Source organism: Gordonia sp. C13, from assembly GCF_023218005.1.
Taxonomy (GTDB): domain Bacteria; phylum Actinomycetota; class Actinomycetes; order Mycobacteriales; family Mycobacteriaceae; genus Gordonia; species Gordonia namibiensis.
The window spans coordinates 115,108-132,322 of the sequence record NZ_JALPSY010000001.1; the positions used below are offsets into that span (position 1 = coordinate 115,108).

At 67.2% G+C, this 17,215-nt stretch carries 18 protein-coding genes; 11 read left to right on the forward strand and 7 right to left on the reverse strand.

Features of this window, described 5'->3' with window-relative positions; translation table 11 throughout:
• Positions 1-16 precede the first annotated feature (16 nt).
• The 3 genes from M1L58_RS00525 to M1L58_RS00535 are packed head-to-tail and all read left to right on the forward strand — an operon-like array spanning position 17 to position 2,810.
• A complete protein-coding gene (locus tag M1L58_RS00525) occupies positions 17-967 on the forward strand; it encodes an ABC transporter ATP-binding protein (RefSeq protein ID WP_248657459.1) in 951 nt (316 codons plus the stop codon).
• An 11-nt stretch (positions 968-978) separates the two neighbouring features.
• Positions 979-1,782, forward strand: coding sequence for an ABC transporter permease (locus M1L58_RS00530; RefSeq protein ID WP_374112644.1), 804 nt, complete (start codon positions 979-981; stop codon positions 1,780-1,782).
• Positions 1,779-2,810, forward strand: coding sequence for a COX15/CtaA family protein (locus M1L58_RS00535; protein WP_248657460.1), 1,032 nt, complete (start codon positions 1,779-1,781; stop codon positions 2,808-2,810). The genes M1L58_RS00530 and M1L58_RS00535 overlap by 4 nt, the downstream gene beginning before the upstream one ends.
• Before the next feature lie 77 nt (positions 2,811-2,887).
• On the opposite strand, the gene M1L58_RS00540 is transcribed toward M1L58_RS00535, so the two are convergent.
• A complete protein-coding gene (locus tag M1L58_RS00540) occupies positions 2,888-3,271 on the reverse strand; it encodes a hypothetical protein (RefSeq protein ID WP_040535790.1) in 384 nt (127 codons plus the stop codon).
• Between the two features lie 75 nt (positions 3,272-3,346).
• Between M1L58_RS00540 and M1L58_RS00545 the strand changes: the two genes are divergently transcribed.
• Positions 3,347-4,321: a quinone oxidoreductase family protein gene (locus tag M1L58_RS00545; protein ID WP_248657461.1), complete on the forward strand. Its 975-nt coding sequence runs from the start codon at positions 3,347-3,349 to the stop codon at positions 4,319-4,321.
• Between the two features lie 19 nt (positions 4,322-4,340).
• Here M1L58_RS00545 and M1L58_RS00550 read toward each other — a convergent pair whose 3' ends face one another.
• Entirely contained in the window at positions 4,341-5,333 is a 993-nt protein-coding gene (locus M1L58_RS00550) for a heme o synthase (RefSeq protein WP_248657462.1), read from the reverse strand.
• Positions 5,334-5,573: 240 nt separating this feature from the next.
• Between M1L58_RS00550 and tkt the strand changes: the two genes are divergently transcribed.
• Genes tkt through pgl form a run of 5 tightly spaced genes read left to right on the forward strand, consistent with a single transcriptional unit; the run spans position 5,574 to position 12,092 of the window.
• Entirely contained in the window at positions 5,574-7,652 is a 2,079-nt protein-coding gene (gene tkt / locus M1L58_RS00555; protein WP_248657463.1) for a transketolase, read from the forward strand.
• A 20-nt stretch (positions 7,653-7,672) separates the two neighbouring features.
• Positions 7,673-8,794 (forward strand): transaldolase, encoded by a 1,122-nt coding sequence (gene tal, locus M1L58_RS00560; protein WP_248657464.1) that lies wholly within the window; start codon positions 7,673-7,675, stop codon positions 8,792-8,794.
• 6 nt (positions 8,795-8,800) lie between these two features.
• Positions 8,801-10,354 (forward strand): glucose-6-phosphate dehydrogenase, encoded by a 1,554-nt coding sequence (zwf, locus tag M1L58_RS00565; RefSeq protein WP_006866294.1) that lies wholly within the window; start codon positions 8,801-8,803, stop codon positions 10,352-10,354.
• On the forward strand, positions 10,351-11,352 hold the full coding sequence (locus tag M1L58_RS00570; protein ID WP_006866295.1) for a glucose-6-phosphate dehydrogenase assembly protein OpcA: 1,002 nt from the start codon (positions 10,351-10,353) through the stop codon (positions 11,350-11,352). Before zwf ends, M1L58_RS00570 begins: the two co-directional genes overlap by 4 nt.
• A gap of 5 nt (positions 11,353-11,357) precedes the next feature.
• The gene (gene pgl / locus M1L58_RS00575) at positions 11,358-12,092 is read left to right on the forward strand and encodes a 6-phosphogluconolactonase (RefSeq protein ID WP_248657465.1); all 735 of its coding nucleotides are present in this window, start codon (positions 11,358-11,360) and stop codon (positions 12,090-12,092) included.
• Positions 12,093-12,104: 12 nt separating this feature from the next.
• Here the strand turns inward: pgl and M1L58_RS23430 are convergent, their stop codons facing one another.
• The 5 genes from M1L58_RS23430 to M1L58_RS00595 all read right to left on the reverse strand — a co-directional run bounded on the left by M1L58_RS23430 (position 12,105) and on the right by M1L58_RS00595 (position 15,579).
• Complete coding sequence (locus tag M1L58_RS23430) at positions 12,105-12,410, reverse strand: DUF1097 family protein (RefSeq protein WP_248657466.1); 306 nt, start codon at positions 12,408-12,410, stop codon at positions 12,105-12,107.
• Complete coding sequence (locus M1L58_RS00585) at positions 12,325-13,374, reverse strand: alpha/beta fold hydrolase (RefSeq protein ID WP_248657467.1); 1,050 nt, start codon at positions 13,372-13,374, stop codon at positions 12,325-12,327. The genes M1L58_RS23430 and M1L58_RS00585 overlap by 86 nt, the downstream gene beginning before the upstream one ends.
• A 49-nt stretch (positions 13,375-13,423) precedes the next feature.
• Entirely contained in the window at positions 13,424-14,668 is a 1,245-nt protein-coding gene (gene fmdA, locus M1L58_RS00590) for a formamidase (protein WP_006866298.1), read from the reverse strand.
• 43 nt (positions 14,669-14,711) lie between these two features.
• Positions 14,712-15,023 (reverse strand): zinc ribbon domain-containing protein, encoded by a 312-nt coding sequence (locus tag M1L58_RS23565; RefSeq protein ID WP_083876390.1) that lies wholly within the window; start codon positions 15,021-15,023, stop codon positions 14,712-14,714.
• Between the two features lie 181 nt (positions 15,024-15,204).
• Entirely contained in the window at positions 15,205-15,579 is a 375-nt protein-coding gene (locus M1L58_RS00595) for a MarR family winged helix-turn-helix transcriptional regulator (RefSeq protein ID WP_248657468.1), read from the reverse strand.
• A 45-nt stretch (positions 15,580-15,624) separates the two neighbouring features.
• On the opposite strand from M1L58_RS00595, the gene M1L58_RS00600 reads away from it, so the two are divergent.
• Positions 15,625-16,779, forward strand: coding sequence for a substrate-binding domain-containing protein (locus tag M1L58_RS00600; protein ID WP_308221783.1), 1,155 nt, complete (start codon positions 15,625-15,627; stop codon positions 16,777-16,779).
• Between the two features lie 107 nt (positions 16,780-16,886).
• Positions 16,887-17,213 (forward strand): pyrimidine/purine nucleoside phosphorylase, encoded by a 327-nt coding sequence (ppnP, locus tag M1L58_RS00605; protein ID WP_248657469.1) that lies wholly within the window; start codon positions 16,887-16,889, stop codon positions 17,211-17,213.
• Positions 17,214-17,215: the final 2 nt, after the last annotated feature.

The window sequence follows — 17,215 nt, forward strand, 5'->3', positions numbered from 1 at the left end:
CAGCGATGACGATCGGATGAACGATCGTCCGCCGAGCGACCCCGTCGCGTCCCCAGCGGTCGAGGTCCGCGGGTTGGTCAAGGCCTTCGGCGACCGAACCGCCGTCGACCGACTCGACCTGACCGTGGAGCGCGGACAGATCCTCGCCCTCCTCGGACCGAACGGTGCGGGCAAGACCACCACCGTCGAGATGTGCGAGGGCTTCACCACCCCCGACGCCGGCACCGTCCGGGTTCTCGGGCTCGACCCGATCGTCGACAACGACGCCCTCCGCCGCCGTATCGGCGTGATGCTCCAGGGCGGCGGTGCCTACCCCGGCGCCCGCGCCGAGGAGATGCTGCGTCTCGTCGCCGCCTACTCGGCCGACCCGATCGACCCCGAATTCCTCCTCGACGCACTCGGTCTCGGCGACGTCCGACGCACGTCGTACCGACGCCTCTCCGGCGGACAACAGCAGCGCCTCGCGCTCGCCTGCGCGATCGTCGGCCGTCCCGAACTCGTGTTCCTCGACGAACCGACCGCCGGCCTCGACGCCCACGCGCGTCTCGTCGTCTGGGAACTCGTCGACCGACTCCGCGCCGACGGGGTCTCCATCCTGCTCACCACCCATCTGATGGACGAGGCGGAGGAACTCGCCGACCAGGTCGTGATCATCGATCACGGCCGCGCGGTCGCCGCCGGGACGCCCGCCGATCTCACCAGCACCGGCGCCGAGAACGAGTTGCGGTTCACCGCACCCCGCGGGCTCGATCTGTCGATGCTGACGCTCGCGCTGCCCGAGGGTTACCACTGCACCGAGGCGAATCCCGGCTCATACCTCGTCATCGGGCCGATGACCCCGCAGGTCCTCGCGACGGTGACCGCCTGGTGCGCGAAGATCAACGTCCTCGCCACCGATCTCCGTGTCGAGACCCGCAGTCTCGAAGACGTCTTCCTCGACCTGACCGGACGGGCCCTACGACCGTGAACTCCCCCGCAGTGAACTCCCCCGCGCCCGGCACCGGACTCTTCGCCGACGGCATGTTCCGGCCGGCGCCGCGTCCGGCCTCCCTACCCGCGATGATCACCGCACAGTCGACGCTCGAGCTCAAGCTCCTGTTGCGCAACGGTGAGCAGCTGCTGCTCACGATGTTCATCCCGATCACCCTGCTCGTCGGTCTGTGCCTGCTGCCGATCAACACGACGTTCGGCGACGGCCCGGCCGAGCGGGCCACGCTCTTCGTTCCCGCGATCCTCACGGTCGCCGTGATGTCGACAGCGTTCACCGGCCAGGCCATCGCCGTCGGCTTCGACCGTCGGTACGGGGCCCTGAAACGATTGGGCGCCACGCCGATTCCACGCTGGGGCATCATCGTCGGCAAGTCGGTGGCGGTGCTGATCGTGGTGGCCCTGCAGTCGGTCATCATCGGCGCCATCGGATTCGCCTTCGGGTGGCGGCCCGACCCGGTCGGACTGCTCATCGGCGCGCTGGTGATCATCATCGGCACCGCCTGCTTCGCAGCGCTCGGACTGCTCCTCGGCGGCACGCTCAAGGCGGAGGTCGTCCTGGCCCTGGCAAACCTGCTCTGGTTCGCCTTCATCGGTTTCGGCAGCCTCGTGGTCGTCGACTCCAACGTTCCCGGCGCCGTGCACACTCTGGCACGGTGCATCCCCTCGGGTGCGCTCAGTGAGGCCCTCGAAATGGCCTCACGCGGTTCGTTCGACGCTTTCGGGGTGGGCGTCTTGCTGGTGTGGGCCGCAGTGGCCGGCACCTTGGCGGTGAGGTGGTTCCGATTCCGATGACGACGTCGCAGACTTCGACACGACCCGACGGGGCGGACCCCGACCGGGCGACTCCCGACGAGCGCGGTGACGGGCGGATGAGCGGGTTCTGGCGGTCCATCCCGGGATTCGGCCGGCCGACGATCCGCTTCGTGCACCGCTGGGCGATCGCGCTGCTCGTCTCCAACGTGGGGATCGTCGCCACCGGCGGCGCCGTGCGCGTCACGGGTTCGGGACTCGGTTGCCCGACCTGGCCGCGCTGCACCGACGACTCCTTCGTCCCGCACGGCGAACTCGGCATCCACGGTGCCATCGAGTTCGGCAATCGGATGCTGACCTGGGTCCTGATCGTCATCGCGATCGCCACCTGGATCGCCGTGCTCCGGTACGCCGGATCGGCACGTCGCGACAAGTGGCTCGTCACCCTGATCGCGCTCGGCATCCCGTTCCAGGGCGTGATCGGCGGCATCACCGTCCTGACCGACCTCAATCCGTGGGTCGTGGCGCTGCACTTCATCCTGTCGATGATCTTGGTGTCGGCGGCAACCGTACTGGTCTTCCGGATGCGTCCGTACCCGACTCCGTCCGAGCCCGCCCCTGCCGACACCGACACCCCGGGGATGGCGACCCGGCGACTGGGCATCTACCTGGCAGGTCTGCTCTACGCGGTCACCTGGGTGACGATCTACCTCGGCACGGTGGTCACCGGCTCCGGCCCGCACGCCGGCGACGTCGACGCTCCCCGCAACGGACTCGACCCCGACAACGCCACCCAGCTCCACGCCGACGCGGTGTTCGTCCTCGTCGGACTGGGTTTGGCGGCACTCGTCTACGCCCGCGTCTTCGCGCGCCCCCAGCAGCGCTCGGCGCTGGTCTTCGTGGGGCTGCTCGCTCTACAGGGCGTGATCGGCTTCGTGCAGTTCTTCACCGATTTGCCCGTCGCACTGGTCATCGCGCACATGTTCGGCAGTGCGCTACTGCTCATCGGCGCCACCTGGCAGGTGCTGGTCGCCCGGGTGACCGATCAGCCGCGCGTCGACGCGGCCTGACCACGAGCCACGAACGAGAACGACCCCCGGCGATCACGCCGGGGGTCGTTCTCTGTTCTGCAGGTCGGACCGTCGGGTCAGAGGATCGCGCGGTTGCGCGCCTTCGGGAAGCGCTTCTGTCGGGCCACCCAGCCGGCCATCTTGCGGTAGTGCGACGGCTTGACGGTGGTCTCCGAGGTGAGATCGCGGTCCCACTCGGCGATCTCGAGACCGTCGACGGCATCGACGACGGCCTGCGCGGTCGCGAGGTCGGCGACGACGCGGTCACCGAGCACGCCCCCGGCATCACCGACGAGCGTGATCCGAACGCCGGCCGCACCGATGCCCTGGAGAACGACCTTCGCGCTGCCGCCCTCGCGGGCGACGAACTTCTTCACCGAGGCGACGACATCGCCCGGGGCCTGGACGGTCGGCGTGGCTGTGGTGTCGGTGGCGGCACTGTCAGTCATGACGCTCAGCATACCGGTGGGCCCGGGCCGGTCCCGATAGCGGGATCGGCATCACATCCGGCGTGTTCCCCGTGTACAACGGGTGTCGTGCGCGCGATACAGGTGACCCGCCACGGCGGCCCGGACGTACTGGCCTTCGGAACCGTCGACGACCCGATCCCGGCCGCCGACGAGGTGATCGTCCGGACCTCGGCAGTCGGCGTCAACTACATCGACACCTATCTCCGGCGCGGGCTCTACCCGTCGACCCCGCCGTACATCCCGGGCACCGAGGGCGCGGGTGAGATCGTCTCCCTGGGCTCCGGAGTATCCGGCCTCGAAGTCGGCCAACGGGTCGCGTGGTGCGCCGCACCCGCGTCGTACGCCGAACTCGTGGCGGTGCCCGCAGCGCAGGCGGTCGTCGTCTCCGACGGGATCGACGACGCCGTCGCAGGATCGTCGCTGCTCCGCGGGCTCACCGCCCACTACCTCCTGGACGGGAGCGCACATCCGCATCCGGAGGACACGGTGCTGATCCACGCCGGGGCGGGCGGGGTCGGGCTGATCCTCACCCAGATGGCCAAGCGCCACGGGTTGCGGGTCATCACGACGGTGTCGTCCGACGAGAAAGAGGAGCTGTCCCGGGAGGCCGGAGCCGACCACGTGCTGCGGTACACCGACGACCTCGCCGCGCGGGTCCGGGAACTGACCGACGGCCGCGGTGTCCCGGTGGTCTACGACGGAGTCGGCGCGGACACCTTCGAGCAGTCGCTGGCCGCCACGGCCGTCCGCGGCATCATCGTCCTGTTCGGCGCCTCCAGCGGACCGGTGCCGCCGTTCGATCTCCAACGCCTCAACCCGGCCGGTTCGTTGTCGGTGACCCGGCCCACGCTGGCGCATTTCACCGCGACGCCGGAGGAACTCAACTGGCGCGCGAGCGAGTATTTCGAGGCGATCGAAGACGGCGACGTGGACGTGCGGGTGGGTCAGCGATACCGGTTGGCCGACGCCGCACAGGCCCACGCGGACCTCGAGGCCCGCAGGACCACGGGTGCGACCGTACTGCTGCCGGCCGATTCCTGACGGGTCGCCTCGGACGGGATCAGAAGTACGAGGAGATCGTCTGCATGCCGACGACCGCGTCGATCGCGAGGCCACAGAAGACGATCGCCAGGTACTCGTTGGACTGCAGGAACACCTTGAGGGGCTTCACCTCGGCACCGCGCTTGGTGTCGCGGTAGAGCTTGGTGACCCGCTCGAGGAACCAGGCGCCCGCGAGAAGGGCGATCACGGTGTAGATCCAGCTCGTGGCCGGGATGAGGGCGAGCGAGCTGATGACGGTCAGCCAGGTGTAGACCAGCATCTGACGCGTGACGCGTTCCTCGGTCGCGATGACCGGGAGCATCGGCACGCCCGCTGCCTTGTAGTCCTCCTTGTAGCGCATCGCGAGCGCCCAGGTGTGCGGCGGAGTCCAGAAGAAGATGACCAGGAACAGCACGATCGGCTGCCAGCTGATGGAGCCGGTGACGGCGGCCCAGCCGACGAGCGTCGGCATGCAACCGGCGGCACCGCCCCACACCACGTTCTGCCAGGTGCGGCGCTTGAGGATCATCGTGTAGACGCCGACGTAGAAGATGATCGTCGCCGAGACGAGCAGGGACGACAGCAGGTTCGCGGCGAAGTACAGAACCGCGAACGACGCGGCCCAGAGCACCAGGCCGAAGATCAGCGCACTGCGCGTGGCGACCGCCCGACGTGCCAGTGGGCGCCGTTCGGTGCGCTTCATCTTCTTGTCGATGTCGGCGTCGACCACCATGTTGAGGGTGTTGGCGCTGCCGGCACCGAGCCATCCACCGATCAGGGTGAAGGCGATGACGGCGATGTCGACCTGACCGCGATCGGCCTGCAGCATCACCGGGATGGTCGCAACCAGCAGCAGCTCGATGACCCGCGGCTTCGTCAGCGCGACATACGCAAGCACCGTCGCGCGCACACGTCCGGCCCACGTCAGATCCGCCGGCATGACCGGCTCGGTCGAAACCTGCTGTGATGCGGTGTCGGTCGAGTGGGATGCGGCGGGATGGTCTCCGCTCACACGCTCCCCTATCCTCACGAACACTCCTCGTCCGCCCGCACAGATCGCCGCGGGCTACTACAGAGCATGGTAGACGTTTGCCTTTGCGAACCGTGAATCGCGTCGTGGCGGAGGCCGTGACCGGCGACGATCGGCGAACCGGCGGGTAACTTTCGGTCGGCGCGCAGGTCGCCGTCGCAGCCGATTACTCTGGACTCGAACGCGCCGAAAACCGAGCAGGCACAGGAGACAATCACCATCGTGGCCGACACAGATGAGATCCGCGCACTGACCACCCCCCGCCATCCGGACGACTGGACCGACCTCGACACCCGGGCAGTCGACACGGCCCGCCTGCTGGCCGCCGACGCGGTGCAGAAGTGCGGGAGCGGCCATCCCGGTACCGCGATGAGCCTCGCGCCGCTGGCCTACACGCTGTTCCAGCGTGTGATGCGGCACGACCCCACCGACACCGACTGGGCCGGCCGCGACCGCTTCGTGCTGTCCTGCGGACATTCGAGCCTGACCCTCTACATCCAGCTCTACCTGGGCGGCTTCGGCCTCGAGCTGTCCGACATCGAGGCGCTGCGCACCTGGGATTCGCTGACCCCGGGCCATCCGGAGTTCCGCCACACCCGCGGTGTGGAGATCACCACCGGCCCGCTGGGGCAGGGTCTCGCCTCGTCGGTCGGCATGGCGATGGCCGCCCGCCGCGAGCGCGGCCTGTTCGACCCGGACGCGGGCGTCGGTGAGAGCCCGTTCGACCACTACATCTACGTGGTCGCCTCCGACGGTGACATCGAGGAGGGCGTGACCTCCGAGGCCAGCTCGCTCGCCGGCACCCAGCAGCTCGGCAACCTGATCGTGTTCTACGACCAGAACCAGATCTCGATCGAGGACGACACCGACATCGCCTTGTCCGAGGACGTCGCCAAGCGCTACGAGGCCTATGGCTGGCACGTGCAGACCGTCGAGGGCGGCGAGGACGTCGTGGCCATCGAGGCCGCGATCAAGGCCGCCCAGGAGGTCGTCGACCGTCCGTCGATCATCTGCCTGCGCACCATCATCGGCTACCCGGCACCGAACATGATGAACACCGGCATGGCCCACGGCGCCGCTCTCGGCGAGGACGAGGTCGCGGCCACCAAGAAGGTCCTCGGCTTCGACCCCGAGAAGAACTTCGAGGTCACCGACGAGGTCATCGCGCACACCCGCAAGCTCGTCGAGCGCGGTGCCGAGCAGCGCAAGGCGTGGACCGCCTCCTTCGATGCGTGGGCCGAGAAGAACCCCGAGCAGAAGGCGCTGTTCGACCGCCTGACCGCCCATGAGCTCCCCGAGGGCTGGACCGACAGCCTGCCGAGCTGGAACGTCGGCGACAAGGACGTGGCCACGCGCAGCGCCTCGGGCAAGGTGCTCGGCGCCCTCGCGCCGGTGCTGCCCGAGCTGTGGGGCGGTTCCGCCGACCTCGCCGGCTCGAACAACACCACGATGGACGGCGAGCCCTCGTTCGGCCCGACGTCGATCAGCACCAAGAAGTGGTCGGCCAACCCTTACGGCCGCACCCTGCACTTCGGTGTCCGAGAGCACGCGATGGGTTCGATCCTGTCGGGCATCGCCCTGCACGGACCGACCCGCGCCTACGGCGGCACCTTCCTGCAGTTCGCCGACTACATGCGTCCGGCCGTCCGCCTGGCCGCGCTGATGGAGATCGACCCGATCTACGTCTGGACCCATGACTCGATCGGTCTCGGCGAGGACGGCCCGACCCATCAGCCGATCGAGCACCTGGCCGCACTGCGGGCCATCCCGAACCTCGACGTCGTGCGTCCTGCCGATGCGAACGAGACCGCCTACGCCTGGGCGCACCTGCTGACCCGGCGCAACCACCCGGTCGGCCTGGCACTCACCCGCCAGAACCTCCCGATCCTCGAGGGAACCTCGGCGCAGGGCGTCGCCAACGGCGGCTACATCCTCAGCGATTCCGAGGGCGACCCGCAGGTCGTGCTCATCGGTACCGGTTCCGAGGTATACCTGGCCGTCGAGGCGCAGAAGGCGTTGGCCGACAAGGGAATCAAGGCCCGCGTCGTGTCGATGCCGTGTGTCGAGTGGTTCGACGAGCAGCCCAAGGGGTACCAGGACCACGTCCTCCCGCCGTCGGTTCCGCGTGTCGCCGTCGAGGCCGGCATCGCGATGCCGTGGTATCGCATCGTCGGCGCCGGTGGCGAGATCGTCAGCATCGAGCACTTCGGTGCATCGGCCGACTACAAGGTGCTCTTCACCAAGTTCGGGATCACCGCAGAGGCCGTCACCTCGGCCGCCGAACGCGTCGTCGCCGGCTGACCAACCCAAGGAGAGAGATCGTGACCCAGAACGAGAAGCTCGCCGAACTGTCCGCCGCCGGTGTCTCGGTGTGGCTGGACGATTTGTCCCGTGACCTGATCAGCTCCGGCGACCTGGCCGAACTGATCGCGACCAAGTCGGTGGTCGGCGTGACCACCAACCCGTCGATCTTCCAGGCTGCACTGTCGAAGGGCACCGCCTACAACGCCCAGGTCAACGAACTCGCCGCTCGTGGCGCCGACGTCGACGGCACCATTCGCACGGTGACCACCGACGACGTCCGCAACGCCTGCGACGTCCTCGCACCGGTGTACGAGGAGTCCGACGGCGTCGACGGCCGGGTGTCGATCGAGGTCGATCCGCGCCTGGCCCACGACACCGACGGCACGGTCGCCCAGGCGATCGAGCTGTGGAAGATCGTCGACCGGCCGAACCTGCTGATCAAGATCCCCGCCACCAAGGCCGGGCTCCCCGCGATCACCAAGGTCATCGCCGAGGGCATCAGCGTGAACGTGACGCTGATCTTCTCGGTGGAGCGCTACAAGGAGGTCATGGACGCCTACCTCGAAGGCCTCGACGCCGCCGCGGAAGCCGGTCACGACCTGTCGAACATCCACTCGGTGGCGTCGTTCTTCGTGTCGCGCGTCGACACCGAGATCGACAAGCGCCTCGACGCCATCGGCACCCCGGAGGCGGTGGAGCTCAAGGGCAAGGCCGCACTGGCCAACGCCCGCCTGGCCTACTCGGCCTACCAGCAGGTCTTCGAGGTCGAGTCGCGCTTCCCCGACCTGCTCGCCCATGGGGCCCGCCCGCAGCGCGCGCTCTGGGCGTCGACCGGTGTGAAGAACCCGGACTACCCCGACACCCTGTACGTCAGCGAGCTCGTCGCGCCCAACACGGTCAACACCATGCCGGGCAAGACGATGGACGCCTTCGCCGACCACGGATGGGTCAACACCGGCTCGATCATCGGCCTCGCACAGGAGTCGCAGGAGATCTTCGACAAGATCGCGGCACTCGGCGTGGACACGGTCGACGTCTTCAAGGTCCTCGAGGAGGAGGGCGTCAGCAAGTTCGAGGACGCGTGGAACGATCTGCTCGACGCGACCGCCGAGCAGTTGTCCGCGGCGAACAAGGGCTGAACCCACGTGGCCGACGGCGAGGACGCAGTAGGACCCGATTCCTGGATCAATCCGCTCCGTGACCCACAGGACAAGCGGCTCCCCCGCATCGCGGGCCCGTGCAGTCTGGTCATCTTCGGCGTCACCGGAGACCTGGCACGCAAGAAGTTGATGCCTGCGGTATACGACCTCGCCAACCGCGGGCTGCTCCCCCCGTCGTTCGCGCTCGTCGGGTTCGCCCGGCGCGACTGGAGCGACGAGGACTTCGGGGCGGTCGTGCACGACGCCGTGCGGGAACACGCCCGCACGGGCTTCCGCGAGGAGGTGTGGGAGCGCCTCGCCGAGGGCTTCCGCTTCGTGCAGGGCAACTTCGACGACGACGCCGCCTTCGACAAGTTGCGCGACACCCTCAAGTCGCTCGACAACGAACGCGGTACGGACGGCAATCACGCCTTCTACCTGTCGATCCCGCCCGGTGCCTTCCCGACAGTGTGTGAACAGCTCGAGCGAAGCGGGTTGGCGGCACCGACCGGCGACAGCTGGCGCCGGGTTGTCATCGAGAAGCCCTTCGGTCACGACCTCGAGTCGGCCCGTGAGCTCAACGCCATCGTCAACAACGTCTTCCCGGAGTCGTCGGTGTTCCGCATCGATCACTACCTGGGCAAGGAGACGGTGCAGAACATCCTGGCGCTGCGTTTCGCCAACCAGCTGTTCGATCCGCTGTGGAGTGCGCACTACGTCGACCATGTCCAGATCACCATGGCCGAGGACATCGGTCTCGGCGGCCGGGCCGGATACTACGACGGCATCGGCGCGGCGCGCGACGTCATCCAGAACCACCTGTTGCAGCTGATGGCGCTGGTGGCGATGGAGGAGCCGATCTCCTTCGAGCCCAAACAATTACAGGCGGAGAAGGCCAAGGTCCTCGCCGCCACCCGCAACATCGAGCCGCTGTCGGAGAACACGGCCCGAGGCCAGTACACCGCGGGCTGGCAGGGCAGCGAGAAGGTCCGCGGCCTCAAAGAGGAATCGGGTTTCGCGAAGGACTCCACCACCGAGACCTTCGCCGCGATCGCTCTCGAGGTCGATTCCCGACGCTGGGCGGGGGTGCCCTTCTACCTGCGCACCGGCAAGCGCCTCGGTCGGCGCGTCACCGAGATCGCGCTGGTCTTCAAACGGGCACCGCATCTGCCCTTCGACCAGACGATGACCGAGGAACTCAGCCAGAACGTGCTGGTGATCCGAGTCCAGCCCGATGAGGGCATGACGCTCCGGTTCGGCTCCAAGGTCCCCGCGACGAGTATGGAGGTCCGCGATGTGAACATGGACTTCAGCTACGGCACCGCGTTCACCGAGGCGTCTCCGGAGGCCTACGAGCGGCTGATCCTCGACGTGCTGCTCGGCGAACCGTCCCTCTTCCCCGTCAACGAGGAAGTCGAATTGTCCTGGAAGATCCTCGATCCGGTGCTCGATTACTGGGCCCAGAACGGTCGGCCAGACGCATATGAGGCGGGAACGTGGGGGCCGGCGTCCGCCGATGAGATGCTCGCGCGCCATGGCCGACAGTGGAGGCGTCCATGATCGTCAACCTGCCGGACACGACGAGCCGGGAAGTCGCCAAGCGACTGGTCAACCTGCACGAGACCGAGGGTTCGGTCAACAACGGCCGTGTGCTGACGCTGGTCGTCTGCGCCGAACACGACGAACCGACCGAAGGCGCCATCGAGGCCGCGATCGCCGCGAGTCGCGAGCATCCCAGCCGCGTCATTGTCGTCTCCCGCGGTGTGCGCCATGCCCGTTCGCGGATGGATGCCGAGATCCGCGTCGGCGGCGACGCCGGCGCGTCGGAGGTCATCGTGCTGTCGCTGGCGGGCGACATGGCCGACCACGCGCATGCGGTGGTGATCCCCTTCTTGCTGCCGGACACCCCGGTGGTCACCTGGTGGCCGAGTATCGGTCCCTCGAAGCCGGCCTCCGATCCGCTCGGGACGCTGGGCCGCCGCCGGATCATGGACGCCAACCGTGACCCCGGTCTGAACACCGTCCTCAAACGGCGTCTGGCCGGGTACTCCCCCGGTGACACCGACATCGCCTGGACGCAGCTCACCCCGTGGCGGGCGATCCTGGCATCGGCACTCGATCGCCCTCCGTTCACCCGGGTCCTCGAGGTCGACGTGACCGGACCCGATCGCAGCCCGGCCATCGATCTGCTCGCCGGTTGGCTGCGGTCGGCGCTGGGTGTGCCGACGCGCAGGTTCACCGGCAGCTTCGAGGTCCGACTGGTCCGGACCGACGGCGACACCGTGCTGGCCGTCGACGAGGCAAACAACGCGGTGCTGACCGCTCCGGGTAAGCCGGACGGGAAGATCGCGATGACGCCGCGATCGCTGCCTGTGTGCATCGCCGAGGAATTGCGACGTCTCGACATCGACGAGGTGTACGCCTCAGCGCTGGCGGGTGTCGCCGACGTGGAGCGGATCTCGCCGGAGCAGGAGGCGCTCCTCCGCGCCGATATGCGAGCCGCGGTGAACCACGCTGCGCAGCAGAGTGATTCAGCAGCATCCGACGAAGAGGAGTGAACGACGTGGCCATCGAGACGCTGGTCTTCGATTCCAAGCAGGAACTGGTCCACACCGCGGCCGCCCGTTTCGTCGACCTGGTGACCCGCGCACAGTCCGAACGCGGCGTCGCGAGCATCGTCCTGACCGGCGGCAGCAACGGGATCGGCATCCTGTCGGCGCTGGCCGCCGACAGCGGCACGATCGACTGGTCGCGGGTCGATCTCTACTGGGGCGACGACCGTTTCGTGCCGGCCGACGACCCGGAACGCAACTCCGGCCAGGCCCGCGAGGCCCTGCTCGACAAGGTGCCGGTTGACCCGTCGCGGGTGTTCCCGATGGCCCCGTCCGACGGTCCGTTCGGCGACGACATCTCCGCCGCCGCAGCCGACTACGCGGCGATCCTGGCCGGCCGCTCGGTCGACGGCATCGCCCCCGAGTTCGACCTGCATTTGTTGGGCATGGGCGGCGAAGGCCACATCAACTCCCTCTTCCCGCACACCGCCGCCACCGCGGAGACCGAGAAATCCGTTGTCGCCGTGGAGGACTCGCCCAAGCCGCCGCCGCGTCGGATCACTCTGACGCTGCCCGTGGTCAACCGATCGCGCAACGTGTGGTTCCTCGTCGCGGGCGCCGACAAGGCCGAGGCCGTGGCCGCCGCCCACAACGGGGCCGATCCGGCGGACTGGCCCTGCGCGGGCGCCCATGGCACCGACGAAACCATCTGGTTCCTCGACGAGGACGCCGCCAAGAACCTCTGACCGATGCGGCCCTCAGGCCGTCGCCGGTGCGCCGGCGGAGCCGGTGAGCAGAGTCAGAAGGTACTCCGACGCCATCCCGAATGCGACGCCGACCACGAACGCACCCGCAACGAGCACACTCGGGTGCTGCCAGCTGACCGGATCGTTCACCGCTGACCCGGTGGCCGCTACCGTGCCTGCGGTCGAGGCGAAGCCGAGAAAGCCTGCAGGCGTGCCGCCCCCCGGCCGATTCTCAATCGCTCGCGACGGCGCCGGGCTTGGACAGCAGGTCCCGGATCCCGGCGTCGATGAACGCGGTGTCGACGTCGTTGGCACCACCTCCCGCGAAGTGCCCCCAGATTCCCGGGATGACCCGCACCTCGCCGTTGGCGATGAACTGCGTCGCCCACTGCTCGTCCTCCGGCGGGAAATAGAGATCCTTCTCCGCAGGCATCGCGAGCATCGGACATACGATGGAGCGCAACGCCTTTTCGGTGTCCCCGTCGAATCCCGGGGTGTTGCCGACGTCGCCCGCATGCCAGGTCCTCAGCATCGCGAGCAGGTTGTTCGGGTCACGGCCGTCACGAAAGAAGTTCTCCCAGAACCCGTAGAGAAAATCGTCGAACGAAGTGAATCCCAAGGCACGCCACTCCTCCTCCCAGTAGAAGGCCTGCGAGTAACCCCAGCCCGAGTACACGCGCGCGAAGGCGCGGAGTCCTTTGATCGGCAATGCTTCTGGCGTGTAATCACCATCGGCGTAGGCCGCGTCGGCCTTGAGGGCGAACTCGAGCGACTCCAAGAACACCTTGTTGTGCGGAGAGGTGATGCTCGAACCGCAGAACGGAGCCGCACGTTCCACCATCTCAGGATGGCTGACCGCCCACTGATAGGTCTGCCCGGCACCCATCGACCAGCCGGTGACCAACGCGATCCGTGAGACTCCGAACTTCTCGGTGACCAGCCTGTATTGGGCCTCGACCTGGTCATAGAACGTCACAGCTGGGAATCGGGCACGGTCATACGGCGGCGGGGTGTTCGACGGCGACGAGGACAGGCCGTTGCCGAGCATGTTCGGCACGATGATGAACCAGTCGTTGGGATTGAGGGCCTTGTCGTCTCCGATCAGCCACTCGTTGTCGGTGTGCCACCCCGAGTACCACGTCGGGTAGACGATGACGTTTGACTTGTCGTCGTTGAGCGCACCATAGGTCTTGTAAGCGAGGCGGGCTCCGCGAAGGGTGGAGCCGGATTGCAGGGTGAAGTCTCCCAGTTCGAAATACTCGGCGTCCGTTGGTGCCGGCATGGTCGGTCTCCTCGTGGTTGGGCGTGAAACGAATCGGGTGATGACGGGATCAACTGCTGACTGCACATTGGCCGCGATCGACCTGTACCGGCCCCTGAGCCGAAGGACGGACGTCGATGTCGAAAATCGCCGTCGGGACGTAGAGGGTGGCACAGGAGTTCGGCACGTCGACGACGCCGGAGAATCTGGCCTCCACCGGTGCGGCACCGAGCAGGAGATACACCTGCTCCTTCGTCCAGCCGAACTTGGACAGATACTCGATCGCATTGAGGCAGGCGTTCTGGTACGCCAGCGTCGAGTCGAGATAGTGCTGATTTCCCTGCTTGTCCACAGAGAATCCGACAAAGGTGAGGAACTCTGAGTAACGCGGCTCGACGATCCCCGGGATGAAGACCGGGTTCGTGGTGACCCCGTAGGTCTCCATTCCCCCCTTGATCACCTCGACCCGGAGATCGATATAGCCGCCCATCTCGATCGCCCCACAGAAGGTGATCTCCCCGTCGCCCTGCGAGAAGTGGAGGTCGCCGAGCGAGAGATTCGCGCCGTCGACGAAGACCGGGTAGAAGATCCGACTGCCCTTCGACAGATTTTTGATGTCCTGATTTCCGCCGTTCTCGCGAGGCGGCGCGGTGCGGGCGGCCTCGCCTGCGATCCGCTCGTGGTCGGCGGGGTCGACACCACCGAGCACCGCATTGTGCGGTAGCGGCGGCAGGGCGAGCGGTGGTACGCAATCGGGGTCGGTGTCGATCAGCGCCTGCTCGCGCGAGTTCCAGGTCGCCAGCAGGCTCTTGCTCGGTGCGGTGCCCATGAGTCCCGGATGGATCAGCCCGGTGAACTCGACGCCCGGGATATGGCGGCTCGTCGCCTGCTGTCCGGCGAAGTCCCAGACCGCCTTGTAGGCCTGGGGGAAGAAGTCGGTGAGAAATCCACCGCCGTTCTCGCGAGCGAAGATGCCGGTGTACCCCCATCCCTGTCCGGCGACCGGGCCCTGCTGCTGCGGCACCGGGCCCACGTCGAGGATGTCGACCATCAGCAGATCGCCCGCCTCGGCGCCTTCCACTCCGAAGGGCCCGGACAGCTGATGCACCATCGACAGGTCACAGTCACGGATGTCATCTGCGTCATCGGAGTTGAGAATCGTACCGTCGAACCACTCCTTGGACTCGACCCGGAAGGACTGTCCCGATCGAACGGTCGCCACTGGTGGGATCTCGGGGTGCCACCGGTTGTGGCCGACGAGCTCCTGTGCGCGAAAAGGTTTGGCATGATCGACGGGAAAGATGACGTCAGGCATATGGATTCCTCCTAGGAGAGTTGGGTAGTCGAGAATCGACCTGTCAGGGCCGTGGCAGCTGCCGCCAGCGCGGATCCTGCGTGGGCGCGCGGCGACCTGCCGCGGTACGCGACCGGGTGACAACGGACGGACTCTCCGCGGAAGACTGCTGCAGGGCAAGCAATTTCGTTGCCAATGGATCGTGTGACAACACCGCCGTCGGCCCGTAGACGCGGGACGCCTTCCCGCCGCAGGTGCCACAGCGCGCCGCAGCCGGAGCCTCCCCCATCGGAAACCGCTGTTCGAAGTCACCGTGGGCGGGGCACCGGTAGTCGTAAACGGTCACTGAACCCTCCATCGGCCTCATTACTCCCATTTGGGAGTAATGAGGACACTACTCAGCGCCGCTAGGGTGTCAATGCCAGAACGGCGGTGGATGTTGCGATTCCGGAACTGTTAACGCCGGTGCAACAGACCTCGTACCATTCACGAAAGGCGTTACACAGCAGAAACCTCGTGCAGGGTCGAGCGGTGTCAGAGTGACAAACGAGCGGGTTTCATCCTTGCGACCCGCGAACCGACGACACAGCCGACTCCTCGTACACCAGGGAGATGATCGGTTCGACCTCCCGTAGGAGCAGGGCACCTTGAGCAGAGATCTGAAGCGTCACCCGACGACGGTCATCGGGCGCCGGGCTCCGGTACACGGCTCCGCTTTCGACCAGGGAATCGATCGCACGAGTCGCCGAGGTCGGCGGGATCACCAGGGCATCGATGAGGTCGGCCATCGACGACCCGGGGTTGGCCTCGACGGCGGCCAGGGCTCGCCACCGGTCGGCCGTCAGTCCGTGTTCGCGAAGCGATGCGTCGAGACGGGCGGAAACGAACGCAGCCTGACGCAAGAGAGAAAGGGCGGCGAGGACTTCGGTCATGATTGGTCCCCTTTCGCGTTGTCGCCCGCGCTCGACTCCGACGGCGTGCACAACCTGCAACATACCAACTCATCGCCACTTGTTCGCGGGGCCGGTGACCGACGAACTCGAACCGATACTTCTTGCCGAGTTGCACTCGTCCTCCCTCGAACAGGGCCGGCCGGGATCTTCGGGCCGCAATGTCTGGCCGCCGCCGAACTGGCGGCAACCGAGATCGAGGCGACGGGCGGAATCGGCGGACGGGCAGTCGAATTCGTTCATCTCGACGCTGGACGACCGCCGGCACAGGTTGCACGCGACGTGGGGTTGCTCCTGCACGACGGCGCCATCGACGCGATATCCGGATGGCACCTGTCGAACACCCGACAGGCCATCGCCCGTGTGGTGCGTGGCTCGATTCCCTACGTGTACGCCGCCGCATACGAGGGCGGCGAGAACAGTGATGGCGTGGTGTGCAGCGGTGAGGTCCCGATCGACCAGATCCTCGCCTCCTTGCAGTGGTTTCGGCGAGAGCGCGCTCTGAAGCGCTGGTACATCGTCGGCAACGACTACATCTGGCCCCGAGGCACGGCGGTAGCTACACGGAAAGGGTTGGAGGGCAGCGATGTCGGCGTTGTTGCCGAATGCTATCTGCCGCTCGGTACCGAGGACGACTCACAGTGGGATGCGACGTGTACTGCCGTGGCCCGAGCCGAACCGGACGGCGTTCTCTCGCTCCTCGTCGGGTCCGACGCCGTCCGCTTCAACCGCGCGTTCGCGCGGCATCAGCTTGACGTCTCCGTCGCCCGATTCAGTCCGTTCACCGACGAAACCGTGGTCCTCGCCAGTGGCGCCGAGGCCACCGGCGATCTGTACATCTCCGCGGGATGGTTCGCCGGCCTGGGCTCGGCGTCGGCAACGGATTTCACCACCGGATTCACACGCGCTTTCGACCTTATCCATGGGACCGGTCCCATCGGAGTCGGCGCAGCACCACCGCCGGGGACGATGGCCGAAACCACCTATTCTGGGCTGAAAGTGCTCGCCGGGATGGCCCGCGACGGCATGCCGAGTGTCGATGACGCTCGACGGGTACTCGAGTCATGGGGCTGGGACTCACCGCACGGACCGGTGGATATGCGAGACGGAAGTGCCCGGCACCGAGTTCACCTCGCGGCGGCCGACGGCGTCGGACTCGATGTCATCGCACGTGTGAACTGAGGTCGCCATCGATCGGGACGCCTCGCGGACCGAGGTTCTACGACCCGGCCTGCCGCTCCTGACCACGGACCTCCCGCGATCATCCGGTGGCCGGCTCGCTAGGCTCAGTGCTCGTGACCGAGACCTCGACCTACGCGAACGTGACCCTCGACCCGGCCGCCAACGTCTACTTCGACGGCAAGTGCGTGAGCCACACGTTCCATCTCGCTGACGGCACCCGCAAGTCGGCCGGCGTGATCCTGCCCGCGACGCTGAATTTCGGTACCGGCGCACCCGAGATCATGGAACTGCACAGCGGTGCCTGCCGGGTGCGGCTCGCCGGCAGCGAGCACTGGACCACTTACGGCGCGGGCGACTCGTTCTCGGTACCCGGCGATTCCTCGTTCGACATCGAGGTCACCGACGCCGTCAGCTACGTCTGCCACTACGGCTGAGG

What these genes read in the sequence shown, in the direction of transcription:
- M1L58_RS00535 (WP_248657460.1), top strand. Translation starts at nt 1,779, where the DNA reads ATGACGACGTCGCAGACTTCGACACGACCCGACGGGGCGGACCCCGAC.
- M1L58_RS00525 (WP_248657459.1), top strand. Translation starts at nt 17, where the DNA reads ATGAACGATCGTCCGCCGAGCGACCCCGTCGCGTCCCCAGCGGTCGAG.
- M1L58_RS00540 (WP_040535790.1), bottom strand. Translation starts at nt 3,271, where the DNA reads ATGCTGAGCGTCATGACTGACAGTGCCGCCACCGACACCACAGCCACG.
- M1L58_RS00570 (WP_006866295.1), top strand. Translation starts at nt 10,351, where the DNA reads ATGATCGTCAACCTGCCGGACACGACGAGCCGGGAAGTCGCCAAGCGA.
- M1L58_RS23565 (WP_083876390.1), bottom strand. Translation starts at nt 15,023, where the DNA reads ATGGGAGTAATGAGGCCGATGGAGGGTTCAGTGACCGTTTACGACTAC.
- M1L58_RS00595 (WP_248657468.1), bottom strand. Translation starts at nt 15,579, where the DNA reads ATGACCGAAGTCCTCGCCGCCCTTTCTCTCTTGCGTCAGGCTGCGTTC.
- M1L58_RS00585 (WP_248657467.1), bottom strand. Translation starts at nt 13,374, where the DNA reads ATGCCGGCACCAACGGACGCCGAGTATTTCGAACTGGGAGACTTCACC.
- fmdA (WP_006866298.1), bottom strand. Translation starts at nt 14,668, where the DNA reads ATGCCTGACGTCATCTTTCCCGTCGATCATGCCAAACCTTTTCGCGCA.